The 15,946-nt window shown below is 76.3% G+C and carries 12 protein-coding genes and 1 pseudogene; 5 read left to right on the forward strand and 8 right to left on the reverse strand.

Translation table 11 applies throughout. The features are described 5' to 3' along the window. Nucleotides 1-128: 128 nt before the first annotated feature. Together ACZ3KJ_RS26660 and ACZ3KJ_RS26665 are read right to left on the reverse strand one after the other, a co-directional pair. On the reverse strand, nt 129-1,646 hold the full coding sequence (locus ACZ3KJ_RS26660; protein WP_467530662.1) for a glutamate synthase-related protein: 1,518 nt from the start codon (nt 1,644-1,646) through the stop codon (nt 129-131). Further along, the gene (locus ACZ3KJ_RS26665; protein ID WP_467530664.1) at nt 1,647-3,287 is read right to left on the reverse strand and encodes an alpha/beta fold hydrolase; all 1,641 of its coding nucleotides are present in this window, start codon (nt 3,285-3,287) and stop codon (nt 1,647-1,649) included. A gap of 315 nt (nt 3,288-3,602) precedes the next feature. Here ACZ3KJ_RS26665 and ACZ3KJ_RS26670 point away from each other — a divergent pair, with 315 nt between their 5' ends. Beyond that, entirely contained in the window at nt 3,603-4,370 is a 768-nt protein-coding gene (locus tag ACZ3KJ_RS26670) for a chaplin (RefSeq protein WP_467530665.1), read from the forward strand. A gap of 68 nt (nt 4,371-4,438) precedes the next feature. On the opposite strand, the pseudogene ACZ3KJ_RS26675 reads toward ACZ3KJ_RS26670, so the two are convergent. Then, nucleotides 4,439-4,903 (reverse strand): annotated as a pseudogene (locus ACZ3KJ_RS26675) (nucleoside deaminase). A 146-nt stretch (nt 4,904-5,049) separates the two neighbouring features. Here ACZ3KJ_RS26675 and ACZ3KJ_RS26680 point away from each other — a divergent pair. Beyond that, nucleotides 5,050-5,826, forward strand: a complete 777-nt coding sequence (locus ACZ3KJ_RS26680) for a GNAT family N-acetyltransferase (RefSeq protein ID WP_467530667.1) — start codon at nt 5,050-5,052, stop codon at nt 5,824-5,826. A 74-nt stretch (nt 5,827-5,900) separates the two neighbouring features. Here the strand turns inward: ACZ3KJ_RS26680 and ACZ3KJ_RS26685 are convergent, their stop codons facing one another. Then, nucleotides 5,901-6,341, reverse strand: a complete 441-nt coding sequence (locus ACZ3KJ_RS26685; RefSeq protein WP_467530668.1) for an SPW repeat protein — start codon at nt 6,339-6,341, stop codon at nt 5,901-5,903. A gap of 464 nt (nt 6,342-6,805) precedes the next feature. Continuing rightward, the gene (locus ACZ3KJ_RS26690) at nt 6,806-7,420 is read right to left on the reverse strand and encodes a sigma-70 family RNA polymerase sigma factor (protein WP_467530669.1); all 615 of its coding nucleotides are present in this window, start codon (nt 7,418-7,420) and stop codon (nt 6,806-6,808) included. A 137-nt stretch (nt 7,421-7,557) separates the two neighbouring features. Here ACZ3KJ_RS26690 and ACZ3KJ_RS26695 point away from each other — a divergent pair, with 137 nt between their 5' ends. Continuing rightward, nucleotides 7,558-8,691 carry a MerR family transcriptional regulator gene (locus ACZ3KJ_RS26695; protein ID WP_467530671.1) on the forward strand — a complete coding sequence of 378 codons (1,134 nt, stop codon included), beginning with the start codon at nt 7,558-7,560 and terminating at the stop codon, nt 8,689-8,691. A gap of 669 nt (nt 8,692-9,360) precedes the next feature. Next, nucleotides 9,361-10,596 carry an NAD(P)/FAD-dependent oxidoreductase gene (locus ACZ3KJ_RS26700; RefSeq protein ID WP_467530839.1) on the forward strand — a complete coding sequence of 412 codons (1,236 nt, stop codon included), beginning with the start codon at nt 9,361-9,363 and terminating at the stop codon, nt 10,594-10,596. 184 nt (nt 10,597-10,780) lie between these two features. Here ACZ3KJ_RS26700 and ACZ3KJ_RS26705 read toward each other — a convergent pair whose 3' ends face one another. The 3 genes from ACZ3KJ_RS26705 to ACZ3KJ_RS26715 form a co-directional block, all read right to left on the reverse strand. Continuing rightward, nucleotides 10,781-12,286: a cryptochrome/photolyase family protein gene (locus tag ACZ3KJ_RS26705; protein ID WP_467530672.1), complete on the reverse strand. Its 1,506-nt coding sequence runs from the start codon at nt 12,284-12,286 to the stop codon at nt 10,781-10,783. A 10-nt stretch (nt 12,287-12,296) separates the two neighbouring features. Then, nucleotides 12,297-13,661 (reverse strand): cryptochrome/photolyase family protein, encoded by a 1,365-nt coding sequence (locus tag ACZ3KJ_RS26710; RefSeq protein WP_467530674.1) that lies wholly within the window; start codon nt 13,659-13,661, stop codon nt 12,297-12,299. A gap of 68 nt (nt 13,662-13,729) precedes the next feature. Next, the gene (locus tag ACZ3KJ_RS26715; RefSeq protein ID WP_467530675.1) at nt 13,730-15,253 is read right to left on the reverse strand and encodes an SDR family oxidoreductase; all 1,524 of its coding nucleotides are present in this window, start codon (nt 15,251-15,253) and stop codon (nt 13,730-13,732) included. Between the two features lie 127 nt (nt 15,254-15,380). On the opposite strand from ACZ3KJ_RS26715, the gene ACZ3KJ_RS26720 reads away from it, so the two are divergent. Next, the gene (locus ACZ3KJ_RS26720; RefSeq protein ID WP_467530677.1) at nt 15,381-15,887 is read left to right on the forward strand and encodes a MarR family winged helix-turn-helix transcriptional regulator; all 507 of its coding nucleotides are present in this window, start codon (nt 15,381-15,383) and stop codon (nt 15,885-15,887) included. Nucleotides 15,888-15,946: the final 59 nt, after the last annotated feature.

Raw genomic sequence — 15,946 nt, forward strand, 5'->3', positions numbered from 1 at the left:
CCCTCGGAGCCGCCCCGACCCCTTCCTGCCCGTGCGTTCCCCCCTCCCCGTGCCCCTGTTTCCCGCCGTGCGCTCCCCGCCGCGGGCCACAGGTGACGGCGCTGACGGCGCTGACGACGGCCGGCCGGTCACCGGCCCCGGCCCAAGGCCTCCGCGTCGCCGCGCGGAGCGGGCCGGCCGAAGGCGTCCGGGTCCGCCGCCTCCCAGTCCCGCGCCCACGACGTCGGCGGCCCGGCCAGGAGCTCGCCCGGCTCCAGCCACGCGTACAGCTCCGCGTACGAAAGGAGCGTGCCCGGCCCCGTCCGCCGCACCAGGTGGGCGGGGGTGAGGCCGGCCGGGTCCGGTACGCCCATCGACGCCATGACGCGGACGGCGCTGCGGACCGCGGCCCGCTGGTAGCGCTGGACCCGGAGGGACCCCTCGCCCACGTGCAGGGCGCGCGTCCGCAGCGGGTCCTGGGTGGTGATGCCCGCCGGGCAGGCGCCCGTGTGGCAGCGCCGGGCCTGGGCACAGCCGAGGGCGAGCATCATCGCGCGGGCCGCGTTGGTGTAGTCGGCGCCCTGGACGAGACGCCGGACGATGTCCGGGCCGGTGGCCACCCGCCCGCTCGCCCCGATCCGGACCCGGTCCCTCAGACCGGACCCGACCAGCGCGTTGTGGACCGTGATCAGCCCCTCGGTGAGCGGCATGCCCAGCCGCCCGGCGGACTCCGCCGGCGCCGCGCCCGTCCCGCCCTCCGCCCCGTCCACCACCACGAAGTCCGGCGCCACGCCCTCCGCCAGCATCGCCCGGCACACCGCGAGGACGTCCCGGCGCGAGCCGACGCACAGCTTGAACCCGACCGGCTTGCCGCCCGCCAGCTCCCGCAGCCGCGCCAGGAACAGCACCAGTTCGCGCGGGGTCGAGAACACTCGGTGGCGCGGCGGTGACACCACCGTCCCGCCCACCGGCACCCCCCGCTCCCGTGCGACCCCGGCGCTCACCTTCACCCCCGGCAGGACCCCGCCACCCCCGGGCGCGGCCCCCTGGGAGAGCTTCAGGCAGACGCACTTCACCTCCGGGAGCGCCGCCTTGTCCGCGAACTCCCGCGCGTCGAAGCCCCCGTCGCCGGTCCGGCAGCCGAAGTACCCCGTCCCGATCTCCCAGATCAGGTCCCCGCCCCCGCGCAGATGGTGCTCCGACAGCCCGCCCTCACCGGTGTCCTGCGCGAACCGCCCCAGCCGCGCACCCTCGTTGAGCGCGCGGACCGCCCGGGGCGACAGCGCACCGAAGCTCATCGCGGACACGTTCAGCAGCGCCATGTCGTACGGCTGGCGGCAGTCGGGCCCGCCCACCCGCACCACCGGAGCCTCCTCGGGCGGCTCCACCGGGCGCAGGGACGGCACGAGGAACTCATGGCCCTCCGCGTCCACGTCCACGTCCCGGGAGTGCTCCCGGACGGCGGCCCGCCCCCGCCGCAGCCGCCCGGCCAGGGGCCGCCCGCGCAGCACCGCGTCCCGGCGCTGCGCCAGGTCCCGGCAGCCCAGCCCGGTCAGCGCCAGCAGCGGACCGGCCGCCCACCACCAGCCCGCCGACAGGACGGCAGCGGCCGTGGCCGTCCCGGCCGCGCCGGCCGCGACGAGCAGCAGCGGCAGGTAGCGGAGCACTCAGCCGTCCTCGTCCGCCCCGCACGAGCTGCCGCTCGGCGGGAGGGAGCCGTACAGCAGGAAGTCGTCGACCTTGCGGTGGACGCACTTCGACGAGCCGTACCCCGTGTGTCCCTCGGCCCGGTTGTCCAGCACCACGGCCGACGACCCGAGGCGCTCCGCCGTCTCCACGGTCCAGCGGTACGGCGTCGCGGGGTCGCCGCGGGTCCCCACGAGCAGCATCCTCGGCGTGTCGAGGTCCTTGACCTCGTCGCGGATGTAGTCGGTGCCCTTGGGACGGCCGTAGCACATCAGGACCTGGGTGAGCCGGTACCGGCCGAAGACCGGCGACGCCCTGTCGTAGACGGCGCGCAGCCGCTTCAGGTCGGCGGTGACCTGGGCGGCGGTGGGGCGGTCGGGGTCGTCCGCGCAGTTGATCGCCATCAGCGCCGCCGGAAGGTTGTCGAGGGGGACGTCCTCGGCCTCCGCCGGCTTCCCGGCCTTGTCCGGCTTTCCGGCGTTGTCCGGCTTCCCGGCGGGTCCGGCGCCGCCGTCCGGGCCGCGGTACGGCAGCCCCAGGCCGCCGGTCGCGAACGCCATGACGCCGCTGGTGTCCCCGTGCTCGACGAGCTGTGCCAGCGCCCGCTCCAGGGACGGCCACAGCTCCCTGCTGTAGAGCCCCTGCCCGATGGCGCCCACCAGGTCCTGCCCGGTGAACCAGTCGCCGAAGTCGGTCGCCACCGGGTCCTCGTCCAGCGAGCGGACCAGCCGTACGACCTCCTCGCGGGCCTTGCGCGGATCCTGGCCGAACGGGCACGCGATGTCGTCGGCGCACCAGCCGACGAAGTCCTCCAGCGCCCTCTGCTGGCCCCGGGCGCCCGCGACGCCCTGCTCCGCGAGCGGCTCGGTGAGCGTGTCCACGCCGTCCATGACGAGCCGGCCCACCCGGTCGGGGAACTGGGCGGCGTACACCGCGCCGAGCCGGGTGCCGTAGGAGAACCCCAGGTAGTTCAGCCTGTCGTCACCGAGCGCCGCCCGCATCACGTCCAGGTCCCGGGCCGCGTTCACGGTGCCTATGTACGGCAGGACGGGTCCGGAGTGCTCGGCGCACGCGGCGGCGGCGTCCTTCAGCCGCTCCAGCAGCACCCGCGGGTCGGAGGCGTCGGCCGGGGTGTTGTCGAGAGCGGCGAGCGCGTCCTCCTCGCCCTCCCCGCAGCTGACCGGCGCGGACCGGCCGACGCCCCGGGGATCGAAGGAGACCACGTCGTAGCCGTCGGTCAGCCCCATGAACTCCTTGCCGCCGTAGGCGAGTCCGGCGACGCCCGGGCCGCCCGGCCCGCCGAAGTTCAGCAGCACCGAGCCCCGTTTGTCGCCGGTGGCCCGGTAGCGGGCGAGTGCCAGGTCCAGGGAACCGGACTCGGGGTGCGCGTAGTCCAGGGGGACGGTCACCTTGCCGCACTGAAGATCCTCGGGCATGCCCTCGCCCTCGCACGACCGCCAGGTGACCTTCTGGTCGTAGAACCGTGACAGACCGGGGTGGCGGTCCCCGTCCGTGTCCGCGATCGCGGAGGGCGGGCCCGTGCCCAGCAGGGTGACGGCTGCGGCGGCGACGGCGAGCGCGCGGCGCCGCGGCACGGGCCGCCTCGACAGCTTGGCCAGCATCAGTGCCTCCAGGGGCGCCCCACGGCGGACCGTGCGCCGACGCCCCCGCCCACGATAGGCGGGCCCCGCGGGGGCCGCCTCCGGACGGGTGGCGTCCCGTGCGGTGGCCGTCCCGCGTCCGTCGCGGGGCCGCCGGGGGAGGGGGCGTGCGGGCTGCCCGGGAGGGGGCGCGCGGGCCGCAGGGGGAGCGTGTCGTGTGTTCGACGAGGTGACACCCAATGGGGTGAAAGACCGATTAGGCATAACTCGGACGGTTCGTCCGCGTTCTACGGGGTGCGGGCGAGCGCCCGCGACATGTCTGGAAGGCAGGGACCCATGAGACGGGTTACCCGAAACGGTGTGATCGCCGTCGCCGCCGCATCGGGCGCGATGGCCGTGACGATGCCCGCGTTCGCCGACTCCGCCGCGAACGGCTCGGCGGCAGGCTCGCCGGGGGTGATCGCCGGCAACGCCGTTCAGGTGCCGGTGCACCTCCCGGTGAATCTGTGCGGGAACACCGTGAACGTGGTGGGCGTGCTGAACCCCGCCGCGGGCAACACCTGCGTCAACAAGGGCTCCGGCCCCTCCGGCGCGAAACCGGGCCACGGCGCGAAACCGGGCGGCGTCACGAGGCCGGGCCACAGCACGAAGCCGGGCGGCGGCGCGACGGCGACCAGCAGTACGGCGCACTCCCCGGGCGCCGTCTCCGGCAACGGCGTCCAGGCCCCGGTCGACCTCCCCGTCAACGCCACCGGCAACAGCGTGGACGTGGTCGGCATCCTGAACCCGGTGTTCGGCAACGAGTCCGTGAACACCTCGGGCGAGGAACCCGCGCCCGAGGCGGAGCCGGCGCCGGAGCCGCCGCGGAACACGCCGCCCGCCGCGTCCCGGCCGGGCCCGACCGGCCCGAAGACGGTCCCGGCGGCCCCGGCGCCCCAGGCCCCGGCACCCCACGCACAGGCGCCCGAGGTGCCCGAAGCGGTCGGCGGGTCCCTGGCCCGGACGGGCGCGGACGCCACCGTCCCCGCCGCTGTGGGCAGCGCGGCCCTGGTACTCGGCGGAGCACTCCTGTACCGCCGGTACCGGCCGGGCGCGCAGCGCTGACCCGGCTCTCCACCGGGGGCCTCCACCGGCCCGCTCCGGGGCGGGCGGCGACCGTCACGCCCCCGCCCTCAGGCGCCGTGGAACCGCCGGTGGAGCCCCCGTACCTCCTCCGCCGGCTCGGGGACCGGCCCCTCCACGGCCACGCCGGGCGCGACCTCCCGGACCGGCAGGCCCGTACCGGGGCCGCCGGTACGCCCCACTCGGCCAGCCAGGCGGCGAGCTGCGCGGAGGAGGCGACGTACACGATGCGGCCGAGGCCCACCCAGGCGTGGGCGGCCGCGCACATCGGGCCGTGCTCCCCGGAGGTGTAGACGGTGGCCGCCGCCCGTTCCTCGGGCGAAAGCCGGGCCGCGGACCAGCTCGAACTCGGGGTGGCGCGTGGGGTCGCCCGACGCCACCCGGTTGCGGTCCTCGGCGAGCACCGTGCCGTCGGCGCCGACCAGCACCGAGCCGAACGGCTCGTCCCCGCACCGCAGCGCCTCGGCGGCCAGCTCGACGCAGCGGCGTACGTGCGGGAGTTCGCCGTCCTTCACCGTCGTCCACGGACCTCCTGGCCGTCGATTGCCGATCTTCGCCGACCAGCCTGGGGGCGGGGCGCGGTCCCCGCCGGTCCGTCCCCGTAGTTCGGTCATCCGGTAATCCGGTTGAGGCGGCCGTGCCGGGCTGCTGGAGTGGGCGCATGGACCGTGCCGCCGTACTCGCGCTCTACGACCGGGACATGCGTGAGGGCGCACGGCCCGACGGGCCCGACGCCCGGATCGAACGTGACGGGAACGTGGTCCGGCAGGTCGCTTCCGCGCAGGGCTGGAACGGCGTCGTCTGGTCCTCGCTCGGGGCGGCCGACGCCGATGCGGCGATCGCCGCGCAGGTCGCGTACTTCTCCGGGACCGACCGCGAGTTCGAGTGGAAGCTCTACGGGCACGACCGCCCGGCCGACCTCGGACGGCGGCTGTCGGAAGCCGGGTTCCGGCCCGGACCCGAGGAGACGCTGATGATCGGCGAGACACGTGACCTGCTGTCCGACGCCGCACCGCCCGACGGGGTCCGCGTGCTGCCCGTCACCGACGCGGCGGGCGCCGGCCTGGTGGCGGATGTGCACGAGCGGGTGTTCGGGACCGACGCCTCACGTCTGCGGCGGCGTCTGGCGGCCCGTCTGGGCGAGGCCCCGGACACCGTCGTCGCCGTCGTCGCCGTCGCCGGGGACGAGCCGGTGAGCTCGGCGCGGATGGAGCTGGTGCCCGGCACCGGGTTCGCCGGGCTGTGGGGCGGCGGGACCGTCGAGGGCCGGCGCGGCCAGGGCATCTACCGGGCCCTTGTCGCCCACCGGGCCCGCGCCGCCGCCGAGCGCGGCTACCGGTACCTCCAGGTCGACGCCTCCGACCTGAGCCGCCCCGTCCTGGAGCGGCTCGGTTTCGTGGCCGTGAGCACGACGACGCCGTACGTGTACGTGCCCTGACCGGCGGGCTCCGTGCCGTGCCGCCCGACGGGCCGCCGATGTGGGCCGGCCGGCTCGCCTCCCGTCCCGTCGGGTCACCGCCTCGGGGCGCTCTTCGCCGCCGTACCGGCGCACATCAGCCCCAGGACCAGGGCCAGGGCGCCGATGACGATGTTGTTCACGATCACACCCGCGTCCGGGCTGTCGCCGACGACCCACGGGGCGATGATCATCCAGATGCCCAGAGCGCACATGGCCCAGCTGAGGCCGTACATGCGGGCCGGAGCCGCGGTGAACCCGAGTGCCAGCAGACCGATGGCTATGCCGATGATCAGGTTGTGCGCCACGAGCGCGGGCTGGCTGGCGGTGTAGTGCAGTATCCACGGGGATACGGCGCAGTACAGACCGAGCAGGAACACCGGTCCGTCCACGAGAGCCACATCACGACCACCGAGCATGCGTTCGTACCGTGCGCGCATCTCGGAAACATCGGGGTGAGTCGACATGTCGCCTCGGGTGGGCGAGACGTTGGCCATGACTCGTCTCCTTTGACTTGCAGGCCTGACCGCGTCTGGTGCGGTGTGCGGTAAGCGCCGCGCAGGTTCATTCTGCGCTTATTTTTCCTTTATGTGTAGAGGTCAGGTGGGTCAGGGTGGGGGTGGCGGATGTCGCGACACGGGCGCGCGAGCGGGGTGCCTGCGGGGTGTGCTGCGCAGGGGCTCGCCCCCGGAGGACACCGACACTCTCCGGGGGCGAGGGGGGAGCGGGGCCGCGCTCCCGCCGGCGGCGCCCGAAGGGGAAAGGGCTGCCGCGCGAAGGGCTTCCGGTGCCGGACGCCCTCCGGATGCGGCGGACGCGGAGTTCCACCCGGGTGGGCGGTCCTTCGGCGCAGCGTTCGTGCGTCGAAAACACCCACGGTTGGCCCGGCGGCCCGGCGGCCCGGCGGCCCGGCAGTCGGCCCGGCAGTCCGGCGGTTCTCGGCCGTGCCGCCGCTCGTGCGTCAGCCGTACGTGTCGTTCTCCAGGCGGCGTCGCAGCTGGTGCATGCCGCGCCGGGCGTGGCTCTTGACCGTGCCCAACGGCCAGCCGGTGAGCGCCGCGATCTGGGTCTGGCTCAGGTCCTCGTAGAAGGCCAGCCGCAGCACCCGCCGCTGGGGCGCGGGCAGCCTGGCGAGCTCGCTGCGCAGCACGACGCGGTCCAGGACCGTCTCCGGGCGGTCGCGTCCGGGATCGGCGAGGGCGAGGACGGAACCGGCCGAGGCGACCAGGTTCCCCCGGCGGGTGCGGGCCGCGAGGGCGTCGGCGATCTTGCGCCGGGTGATGCCGACGATCCAGCCGCCGACCGCGCCGCGTTCGGGCCGGTAGCCCGCGCGACCGCGCCATACGCCGAGGAACACCTGCTGGGTGACGTCCTCGGCCTCCTTCGCGTCGCCCAGCGAGCGCCAGGCGAGCGTGTGCACCAGGGCGGACCAGCGCCGGTACGCGGCGGCGAGGCACGCCTCGTCGCCCGCGACGAGGCCGCGCGCCAGCTCTTCGTCGGGGAGGCGGTCCGCGTCGACGACCCGTGCCGGAGCCGTGGGGGCGGGCGGGGCCGGGGCGATGGTCGGCGGGCTCATGGCGGCGGCTCCTCACGTCGGGCGGCCTGTCACCGGGCCGGTGCGGACGTTCGTCCCCGGCGTCCCGGTGCCGTCATCGTGCGAGCTGCCGCGGCGGTGCCTCAACGTGCGTCGATAGCGCGTCGTATCGTCGTCTCATGAGCGAGTTCCCGAGTCCCGAGGACGCCGGCCTGACCACCGGCGCCCTGGCGCGACGCCTGGGCGTGGCGCCCACCACGCTGCGCTCCTGGGACCGCCGGTACGGCATCGGCCCCGCCGTCCGCTCCGGCGGCCGGCACCGCCGCTGGCGGTCCGACGACGTGGCCGTACTGGAGGCGATGTGCCGGCTGACGGCCGCGGGAGTGCCGCCCGCCGAGGCCGCGCGGGCCGCGCGGGAAACGGTGCGGGCGGCGCGGCAGGAAGGGGGCGAGCCGCGACCAGTGCCGGAGGGGGGCGCGGCGGGGCCGGTGCCGCCGGGCGGGGCCGGGACCGCCGACGTGCCCGCGGCCGGGACCGCGTCGGCCCGGGCCGAGGCGGGCGGCCGCGCACCGGCCGGGCCGGAGCCGGCCGGCGGCGGCCGGTCCCGCGCGGCCGGCGCGCTGCCCTTCGGCGGTGACGTGCGCCAGGAGTGCCGGGGGCTGGGCCGCGCCGCCGTACGGCTCGACGCGCCGGCCGTCGAGGAGCATCTGGCCGCCGCCGTCGAGCGGCACGGGCTGACCGTCGCCTGGCAGGAGGTGATGGTGCCGACGCTGCACGCCGTGGGGCGCAAGTGGGCGTCGTCCGGCGACCGGTACGTCGAGGTCGAGCACCTGCTGTCCTGGCACGTCTCCACGACCCTGCGACGCGCCACCAGGCCGCCCGCGCCCGGGGACGGGGCCGGCGCGGCCGCGCCGGTGCTGCTGGCCTGCGTGCCCGGGGAGCAGCACACCCTGCCGCTGGAGGCGCTCAACGCGGGCCTGAGCCACCTGGGGCTGCGCACCCGCATGTTCGGCGCCGCCGTGCCCGCGGAGGCGCTGACGACCGCGGTCCGGCGCCTGGGGCCGTCGGCGGTCGTCCTGTGGGCCCAGGCGCGCTCGGCGGCGAGCGTGGCGCTCGCCCGCCACGTCGCCGACACGCGGTGGGGCGTGCACGGGGCGCGGCGCCGGCCCACGGTCGTCCTGGGCGGCCCCGGCTGGGCGGGGCGCGCCGCGCACGGGATGCCACGGCCCGCCGGGCTGCGCGAGGCCCTGGAGGTGCTGGCCGGCGCGCATGCGCGCGGACCGGCGGCCGATGCCCCGTTCCCCCTCGGCTGACGCCGCGGGCGATGCTCCACGCCCGCCTGCCGGGCGGTGGGGCGCCGTCGGCTTCTTCCGGTTGCCCGGTGCCGGGGCGGGGTGCTGAAGCCCTCGCTCGCCGGGTGCCGGGGTGCTGAAGCCCCCGACCGGCCGGTGCCGGGGTGTCGAAACCCCCGCTCGGCCGGTGCCGGGGTGCCGGCGCCCCTCTCGGTGGTCCACCCGCGTCCGGGACCTGCTGCTGGGCGCGGGCCGCACCTGGTGAGACGCCCGGCCCGCGCGCCGGTGCGGAGGAGTCGCCCCGCCCGGGCCCGCCCGGACCACCTTGGCCACCCAGGGCGGCCCGCCCACTCCGCCCACCCCGATCATCCCGATCACCCAGGGCGGTCCGACCACGGGCGGCCCACCGCCGCCGCGGCGTCCGGCTGACGTCCGGGCCGTATCGCTCTCCGGCCGCATCGGGGTCCGGCCGACCCGCGCCCCGGCCGCGTCCACGCCCGGCCGACCCGCGGTCAGAGCCCCCCGCACCCACGTCCGGCCGACCCGCGTTCCTCCCCGCGTCCACGTCCGGCCGACCGCGTCAACCCCCCCCCCCGCATCCACGTCCCACCCGGCACGGGAAGCTCCGACGGGGGTACCCGGACGGCCGGTGGCCCCCACCGGCCTACGACGGAAGGCACGCACGTGACCATGGACAGCGACCCCTCGGACGTCCTCGTGATCGGAGCGGGCGTCGCCGGACTGGCCTGTGCCCGGGACCTGCTGGCGGCGGGGCTCGACGTCCGGGTGCTCGAGGCCTCCGACGGCGTGGGCGGACGCATGCGCTCCGACCGTGTCGACGGATTCGTCGTCGACCGCGGCTTCCAGGTCCTCAACACCTCCTACCCGCAGCTCCGGCGCCGTCTGACGCTGCGGGACCTGCGGCTGCGCCCGTTCACCCCCGGCGTCGCCGTGCGCACCGACCGGGGCATGCTGCGCTTCACCGACCCGACCCGCCGGGCCCGCGCCCTCCCCGACCTGCTGCCGGGACGCCTGGCCGGCCCGCGCGACCTCCTCGCCCTCGGGGCCCTGTCGGCCGGGGACATGCTCGCCCCGGTACGGCTCCTGAAGCGCCGGGAGGCCGGCAGCACCCGGTCCGTGCTGGCCGCCGCGGGCTTCTCCGACGCGTTCGTGGAGACCTTCTTCCGCCCGTTCCTCTCCGGAGTGTTCCTGGAGGACCGGCTGGAGACGTCCGGCCGCGTCTTCCACCTCGTCTGGCGCAGCATGCTCCGCGGCACCCTGTGCCTGCCCTCCGACGGCATCGGCGCGGTGCCCCGCGCCCTGGCGGCCGCCCTGCCCGAGGGCACCGTCCGGCTCGGGACCGCCGTACGGCACCTGACCGGCACGGGCGCGGTGACGGCCGACGGCGCCGAGGTGACGGCGCGCCGGGTGGTGGTCGCCACCGGTCCGGGCCCCGCCGCCGCACTGCTGCCCGGACTGGACGTGCCCGCCTGCCGGACGGTCACGACGTACTACCACGTGGCACCGCGCCCGCCGCTGCCCGAGCCGACCCTCGTGGTCGACGACCGGCGCCGGTTCCTCAACACCTGTGTCCTGTCCGAGGTGGTGCCCGGCTACGCCCCGGCCGGCCACGCCCTGATCGCCACGTCGGTCCTCGGGCGCGACGGCACCGGGCGCGAGAGCGCGGTGCGCGAGGCCCTGGGGGACGCGTACGGCGCCGACCCGGCCGGCTGGGACCTGCTCACCGTACGGACCGTCCCCGACGCGCTGCCCGCCATGACGCCCCCGCAGCCGCTGAGCCGCACGACCCGGGTGGCCCCGGGGCGGTACGTCTGCGGCGACCACCGCGCCACCGGCTCGGTCCAGGGCGCGCTCGCGTCGGGGGCCCGTGCCGCCCGCGAGGTGCTCCAGGACCTACGCACCTGACCGCACGCTCGCGCGGCGGCACTCCCGCACCCGGTCCTCGGTACCCCGCATCCGGTCCTCGGTACCCCGCATCCGGTCCTCCGCACGCCGTATCCGGCCTCCGCACCCCCACACGCGTCCGCCTCCCCCCACGGCCGGTTCGCGCCCCCGCGGCCGGGTCGCCCCCCCCGCGGGGCGCGGCCGCTCACGGCGGTCCGTCGTCCCGTTCCGCATCCTCCCGCAGCAGCTCGTCCAGGTCGGTCAGCCGGTCCAGGCCCGCCACGGGCCGCGCCATCCGGGTATTGGCCGCGAAACGGCTCCGGTGCCGGTGCAGGAAGGCCCAGTAGCCGGCCGTGTACGGGCACGCCCCCTCGCCGACGCGGCGCGTCGGCCGGTAGGCGCAGGGCCCGCACAGGTCGCTCATCCGGTGCAGGTACGCCCCGCCGGAGGTGTACGGCTTGGTGGTCATCCGCCCGCCGTCGGCGTACTGGGACATGCCGACGACGTTCGGCAGCATCACCCAGTCGTAGCCGTCGACGAAGCAGCGGTGGAACCAGTCGGTCACGGCGGCCGGGTCCCAGCCGCGCTGGAGGGCGTGACTGCCCAGCACCATCAGCCGCGGGATGTGATGGGTCCAGCCGGTGTCCCGCACCTGCGCGAGGACCGTGGCCAGGCAGCGGGCCGTGACGGCGTCGGCGTCCAGCTCCAGGAACCAGCCCGGCAGCGGCGCCCGGTGCCCGAGGGCGTTGCTGTGCCGGTAGTCCTCGCCGAAGTACCAGTACAGGTGCCACACGTACTCGCGCCAGCCCGCGATCTGACGCACGTACCCCTCCGCGCTGTTGACGGGCACGTCGCCGGACCGCCAGGCGGCCTCCGCGCGCTCCACGCACTCGGCGGGATCCAGCAGGCCCAGGTTGAGCGACGACGACAGCAGGCTGTGGCTCATCACCGGATCGGCCGCCAGCAGGGCGTCCTCGTACGGGCCGAAGCCGGCCAGCCGGTGGGCGACGAACCGGCGCAGCGCGGCCAGCGCCTCCCCGCGGGAGGCCGGGAAGAGCCGCGGCCCGTCGCGCCCCACGAAGGCGATGCCGTCCCGCTCCTGCCAGCGGTCGAGGTCGGCCCGGACCTCGTCGTCGACAGCGTCCTCACGGGGCCGGTAGGGCGGGGGAACGTCCAGGGCGCGGGCGCCCTTCGGGGGCGGCTCGCGGTTGTCGTGGTCGTGGTTCCAGCGGCCGCCGGCGGGTTCGTCGCCGTCCATGAGCAGGTCGTGCGTACGGCGCACCCACCGGTAGAAGTCCTCCTGCCGCAACCGCTGTCCGCCGTGCCCGTCGGCCCACGCGCGGAAGTCGTCCCGCGTCACCAGGAAGCCGCGCGGGGGCAGGACCGTGACGTTCTCCAGCGACCGCACGAACCGCAGCGCGGCGCGCGAGGTCGGATGGCACACGGTGACCGGACCGCCGCCGGCCGCCGCGCGCAGCCCCTCCCGGTAGGTGTCGGCCCGGACGTAGCGCACCCGGTCGCCGAGTTCGGCCGCCCGGTGGCGCATCGCGGACAGCACGAGGTGGGCCTTGGCCCGGTGGAAGCGCCGACGGCGGAAGACCGACCGGGCCTCGATCATCACCACGGGGGCCTCCCGGCCGGGGCCGTCGTCACCGGGGGCGAGGAAGTGCGGTCCGAGCTGGTCGCCGAAGAGCCAGTGCGGGGTGGCCACGGATGTCTCCTCAGCCGTGCGAGCGCGCCCGTTTGAACCGGGCGAGCCCCTCCGACAGTTCGACGAGGGGGTCCGGGTAGTCGACGGCCGCCCGGTCCCGGACCGGCAGTTTCCACGGCTCGTGCACCGCCGGGCCCTCGATGCCCGCCAGTTCCGGCACCCAGCGCCGGACGTAGGCCCCGTCCGGGTCGTAGCGCTTGGCCTGGGTGACGGGGTTGAGGACCCGGTTGGGCCGGTTGTCGGTGCCGGTCCCCGCGACCCACTGCCAGTTGAGCTGGTTGTTGGCCACGTCCCCGTCGACCAGCAGGTCCAGGAAGTGCCGGGCGCCGATCCGCCAGTCCACGTAGAGCGTCTTGGCGAGGAAGCTCGCGGTCAGCAGCCGGCCCCGGTTGTGCATCCAGCCCTCGTGGCGCAGCTGCCGCATCGCCGCGTCCACGACCGGATAGCCCGTCCTGCCCTCCCGCCAGGCCTCGATGTCCTCCCGCGCCGTCCGCTCCGTACGCCACCGGTCGTGCCGGGTCCGGTAGTCGGCGCCGGAGGCGGCCGGGCGGGCCGCCAGCAGCTGGCGGTGGAAGTCGCGCCAGGCGACCTGCCGGACGAACGCGTCGGCGCCCCGGCCGCCCGCCGCGCGGGCCCGCTGCACGAGGTCGACGGGGGAGAGGGTGCCGAAGTGCAGGTGGGGCGAGAGCCGGGAGGTCGCGTCGCCCGCCAGGTCGTCGTGCCGGTCCTCGTAGGCGTCGATCCCGTGCTCCAGCCAGGAGGCGAGACGCCGGCGGCCCTCCGTCTCCCCGCCCGCCGCCAGGCCCTCCGACACGCCCCGGTACGCGGGCAGGTCCTCCGACCCGACCCCGTCGGGCACCCGCACGACCCGGGGCGCCGCGAGCGGCTCCCGCAGCCGCTGGTCCGACCAGTGCCGGAAGTACGGCGTGAAGACGGCGAAGTGGTCGGAGGCGGACGGGGTGACCGCGCCGGGCGCCACGGCCGACGTCACCGCGTCGTGGACGTGCAGGCGCACCCCCTCGGCCTCCAGCGCGCGCCGCAGCCGCTCCTCCCGGCGGTGCGCGTACGCGCTGGCGTCCGCCGACAGGTGCACCTCGTCGGCGCCCGCCTCGGCGGCCACCCGGCACACCTGCGCGACCAGGTCCCCGGAGCGGACGACGAGCCGCCCGCCCCGCTCCCGCAGCCCCGCGTCGAGGTCGCGCAGGCAGTCGGAGAGGAACGCCAGCCGGTTGGGCGTGGCGAACCCGGCGCCGTCGACGGCCCGGTCGCGCACGAACAGCGGCACCGCCTCGCGGGCGCCGTCCAGGGCGGCCCGCAACGGCGGATGGTCGTGCAGGCGCAGGTCGGAGGTGAACAGGACGACCGAGACGTTCATTGCGGTGACTCCGGATGAGGTGGAAGGACCACGGACGCTTCCCCGGCGGTGCGCCCGCCGGGGCGCGCTCAGGCGACGGGTGCCGTCGTGGCGGCGGACCGCGCCGCCGCGGTGCGGGCGATGTTGCGGGCCATGCCGCCGAACACGACCGCGTGGAACGGCGAGACGCCCCACCAGTACGCCTGGCCGAGCAGCCCGTGCGGGTGGAACAGGGCGCGCTGGCGGTAGCGGGCACGGCCGTCCCCGTCCGGCTCCGCGTACATCTCCAGCCAGGCCAGACCCGGCAGCCGCATCTCGGCCCGCAGCCGCAGCAGACGGCCGGGTTCGATCTCCTCGACCCGCCAGAAGTCCAGCGAGTCGCCGACCCGCAGCCGCGCCGCGTCCCGCCGTCCCCGGCGCAGGCCCACCCCGCCGGCCAGCCGGTCCAGCCCGCCGCGCACCGCCCAGGCGAGCGGGAAGGAGTACCAGCCGTTCTCGCCGCCGATGCCCTCGATCACCCGCCACAGGGCCTCGGGCGAGGCGTTCACGGTCAGTTCCCGGTGGTCGGTGTACAGGCTCCCGCCCGCCCATTCGGGGTCGGTCGGCAGCGGGTCGCTCGGGGCGCCGGGCAGGGAGGCGGAGGACCAGCGGGTGGTGACCCGCGCGTCCCGCACCCGCTGGAGGGCCAGCCGGACCGCCTCGTCGAACCCCACGGGGTGGCCCGGCGGATCCGGCACGTACCGTGCGATGTCGTGCTCGCGGCAGACCACCTCGTGCCGCAGCGACTCGGTCAGCGGCCGGGCGATCGACGCCGGCACCGGGGTGACCAGGCCGACCCAGTGGCTGGACAGACCGGGGCTGAGCATCGGCACCGGGAGGATCAGCCGGCGCGGAAGCTCCGCCACGGCGGCGTAGCGGACCATCATGTCGCGGTACGTCAGGACGTCCGGACCGCCGATGTCGAAGGCCCGGTTGACGTCCGCGGGCATCCCGGCGCTGCCGACGAGGGCCCGCAGCACGTCCCGGACCGCCACCGGCTGGATCCGGGTGCGCACCCAGCTCGGGGTCACCATCACGGGCAGCCGCTCGGTCAGGTAGCGCAGCATCTCGAAGGAGGCCGAGCCGGAGCCGATGACGACGGCCGCCCGCAGCACGGTCGTGGGGACGCCGGAGGCGAGCAGGATGCGCCCGACCTCCGCGCGTGAGCGCAGGTGCGGGGACAGCTCCCGTTCGGGCACGCCGGCCGGGGTGAGGCCGCCGAGGTAGACGACGCGCCGGACCCCGGCGGCCCGCGCCCGCTCCCCGAAGATCCGCGCGGCCCGCCGGTCGGTCGCCTCGAAGTCGTCGCCCGTGCCCAGCGCGTGCACCAGGTAGTAGGCGACGTCCACACCCCGCATGGCCTCCGCCACCGACGCGGCGTCCGTGACGTCCCCGCGCACCACCTCCGCCCGCCCGGCCCACGGGTGGTCGCGCAGCCGCCCGGGGGAGCGGGCCAGGCAGCGCACCCGGTGGCCCGCGGCCAGCAGCTCCGGGACGAGCCGGCCGCCGATGTACCCGGTGGCTCCGGTCACCAGACAGAGCGGCGCGCCGGAGTCGTCGCCGTGTGCGGTCATGAGTCCTCGGTCCTCCGTGTCGACGGGCCCCTCAGGAATGGCTTCCACTCCGCGGTGGTGCGCGGATGCGCCGGTCCGGGACCATGCACACGACCGGGTGATCGCGGGCAGCGGCTACGCTGACCGCGTGGCCACAGCGAACGACCGTGAGCGCCGCGCGCGGGAAGACCGGCCGGACGCTCCCGGAACACCGACCGACCTGCCCGCCTTCGCCGTACGGTTGCGGAGGATGAACGGCGAGATCAACCGGCTGGTGCACGGGTTCGCCGGGGACCACGGACTGCACGCGACGGACGTCCAGGCGCTCGCCGCGATCCTCGACGCAGACGTGCCGATGACCCCGGGGCGGCTGCGCGAACACCTCGGTCTGACCTCCGGGGCGGTCACCGCGTGCGTGGACCGGCTGGAGCGCGCGGGGCACATCCGGCGGGTCCGGGAGAGCGCCGACCGCAGGGTGGTCCACCTCTACTACGCGGCCGACGCCCGCTCGGCCGCCCGCACCTACTTCCGGCCGCTGGCCGAGGCGACCGAGGCCGCCCGCGCCCGCTTCACCGAGGAGGAGCTGGCGGTGGTGATGCGCTTCCTCACCGCGATGGGTGAGGAGTTGTCGCAGATCACGCCGCACGGCCGCTGACCGATCGCGGCCGTTGACCGTTCGCGACCGTTGGCCGCTTTCAGGCCCGCTGGTCGCTC

This window comes from Streptomyces sp. NPDC003248, from assembly GCF_055563235.1.

What these genes read in the sequence shown, in the direction of transcription:
- ACZ3KJ_RS26665 (WP_467530664.1), bottom strand. Translation starts at nt 3,287, where the DNA reads ATGCTGGCCAAGCTGTCGAGGCGGCCCGTGCCGCGGCGCCGCGCGCTC.
- ACZ3KJ_RS26670 (WP_467530665.1), top strand. Translation starts at nt 3,603, where the DNA reads ATGAGACGGGTTACCCGAAACGGTGTGATCGCCGTCGCCGCCGCATCG.
- ACZ3KJ_RS26680 (WP_467530667.1), top strand. Translation starts at nt 5,050, where the DNA reads ATGGACCGTGCCGCCGTACTCGCGCTCTACGACCGGGACATGCGTGAG.
- ACZ3KJ_RS26685 (WP_467530668.1), bottom strand. Translation starts at nt 6,341, where the DNA reads ATGGCCAACGTCTCGCCCACCCGAGGCGACATGTCGACTCACCCCGAT.
- ACZ3KJ_RS26690 (WP_467530669.1), bottom strand. Translation starts at nt 7,420, where the DNA reads ATGAGCCCGCCGACCATCGCCCCGGCCCCGCCCGCCCCCACGGCTCCG.
- ACZ3KJ_RS26695 (WP_467530671.1), top strand. Translation starts at nt 7,558, where the DNA reads ATGAGCGAGTTCCCGAGTCCCGAGGACGCCGGCCTGACCACCGGCGCC.
- ACZ3KJ_RS26700 (WP_467530839.1), top strand. Translation starts at nt 9,361, where the DNA reads ATGGACAGCGACCCCTCGGACGTCCTCGTGATCGGAGCGGGCGTCGCC.
- ACZ3KJ_RS26710 (WP_467530674.1), bottom strand. Translation starts at nt 13,661, where the DNA reads ATGAACGTCTCGGTCGTCCTGTTCACCTCCGACCTGCGCCTGCACGAC.
- ACZ3KJ_RS26715 (WP_467530675.1), bottom strand. Translation starts at nt 15,253, where the DNA reads ATGACCGCACACGGCGACGACTCCGGCGCGCCGCTCTGTCTGGTGACC.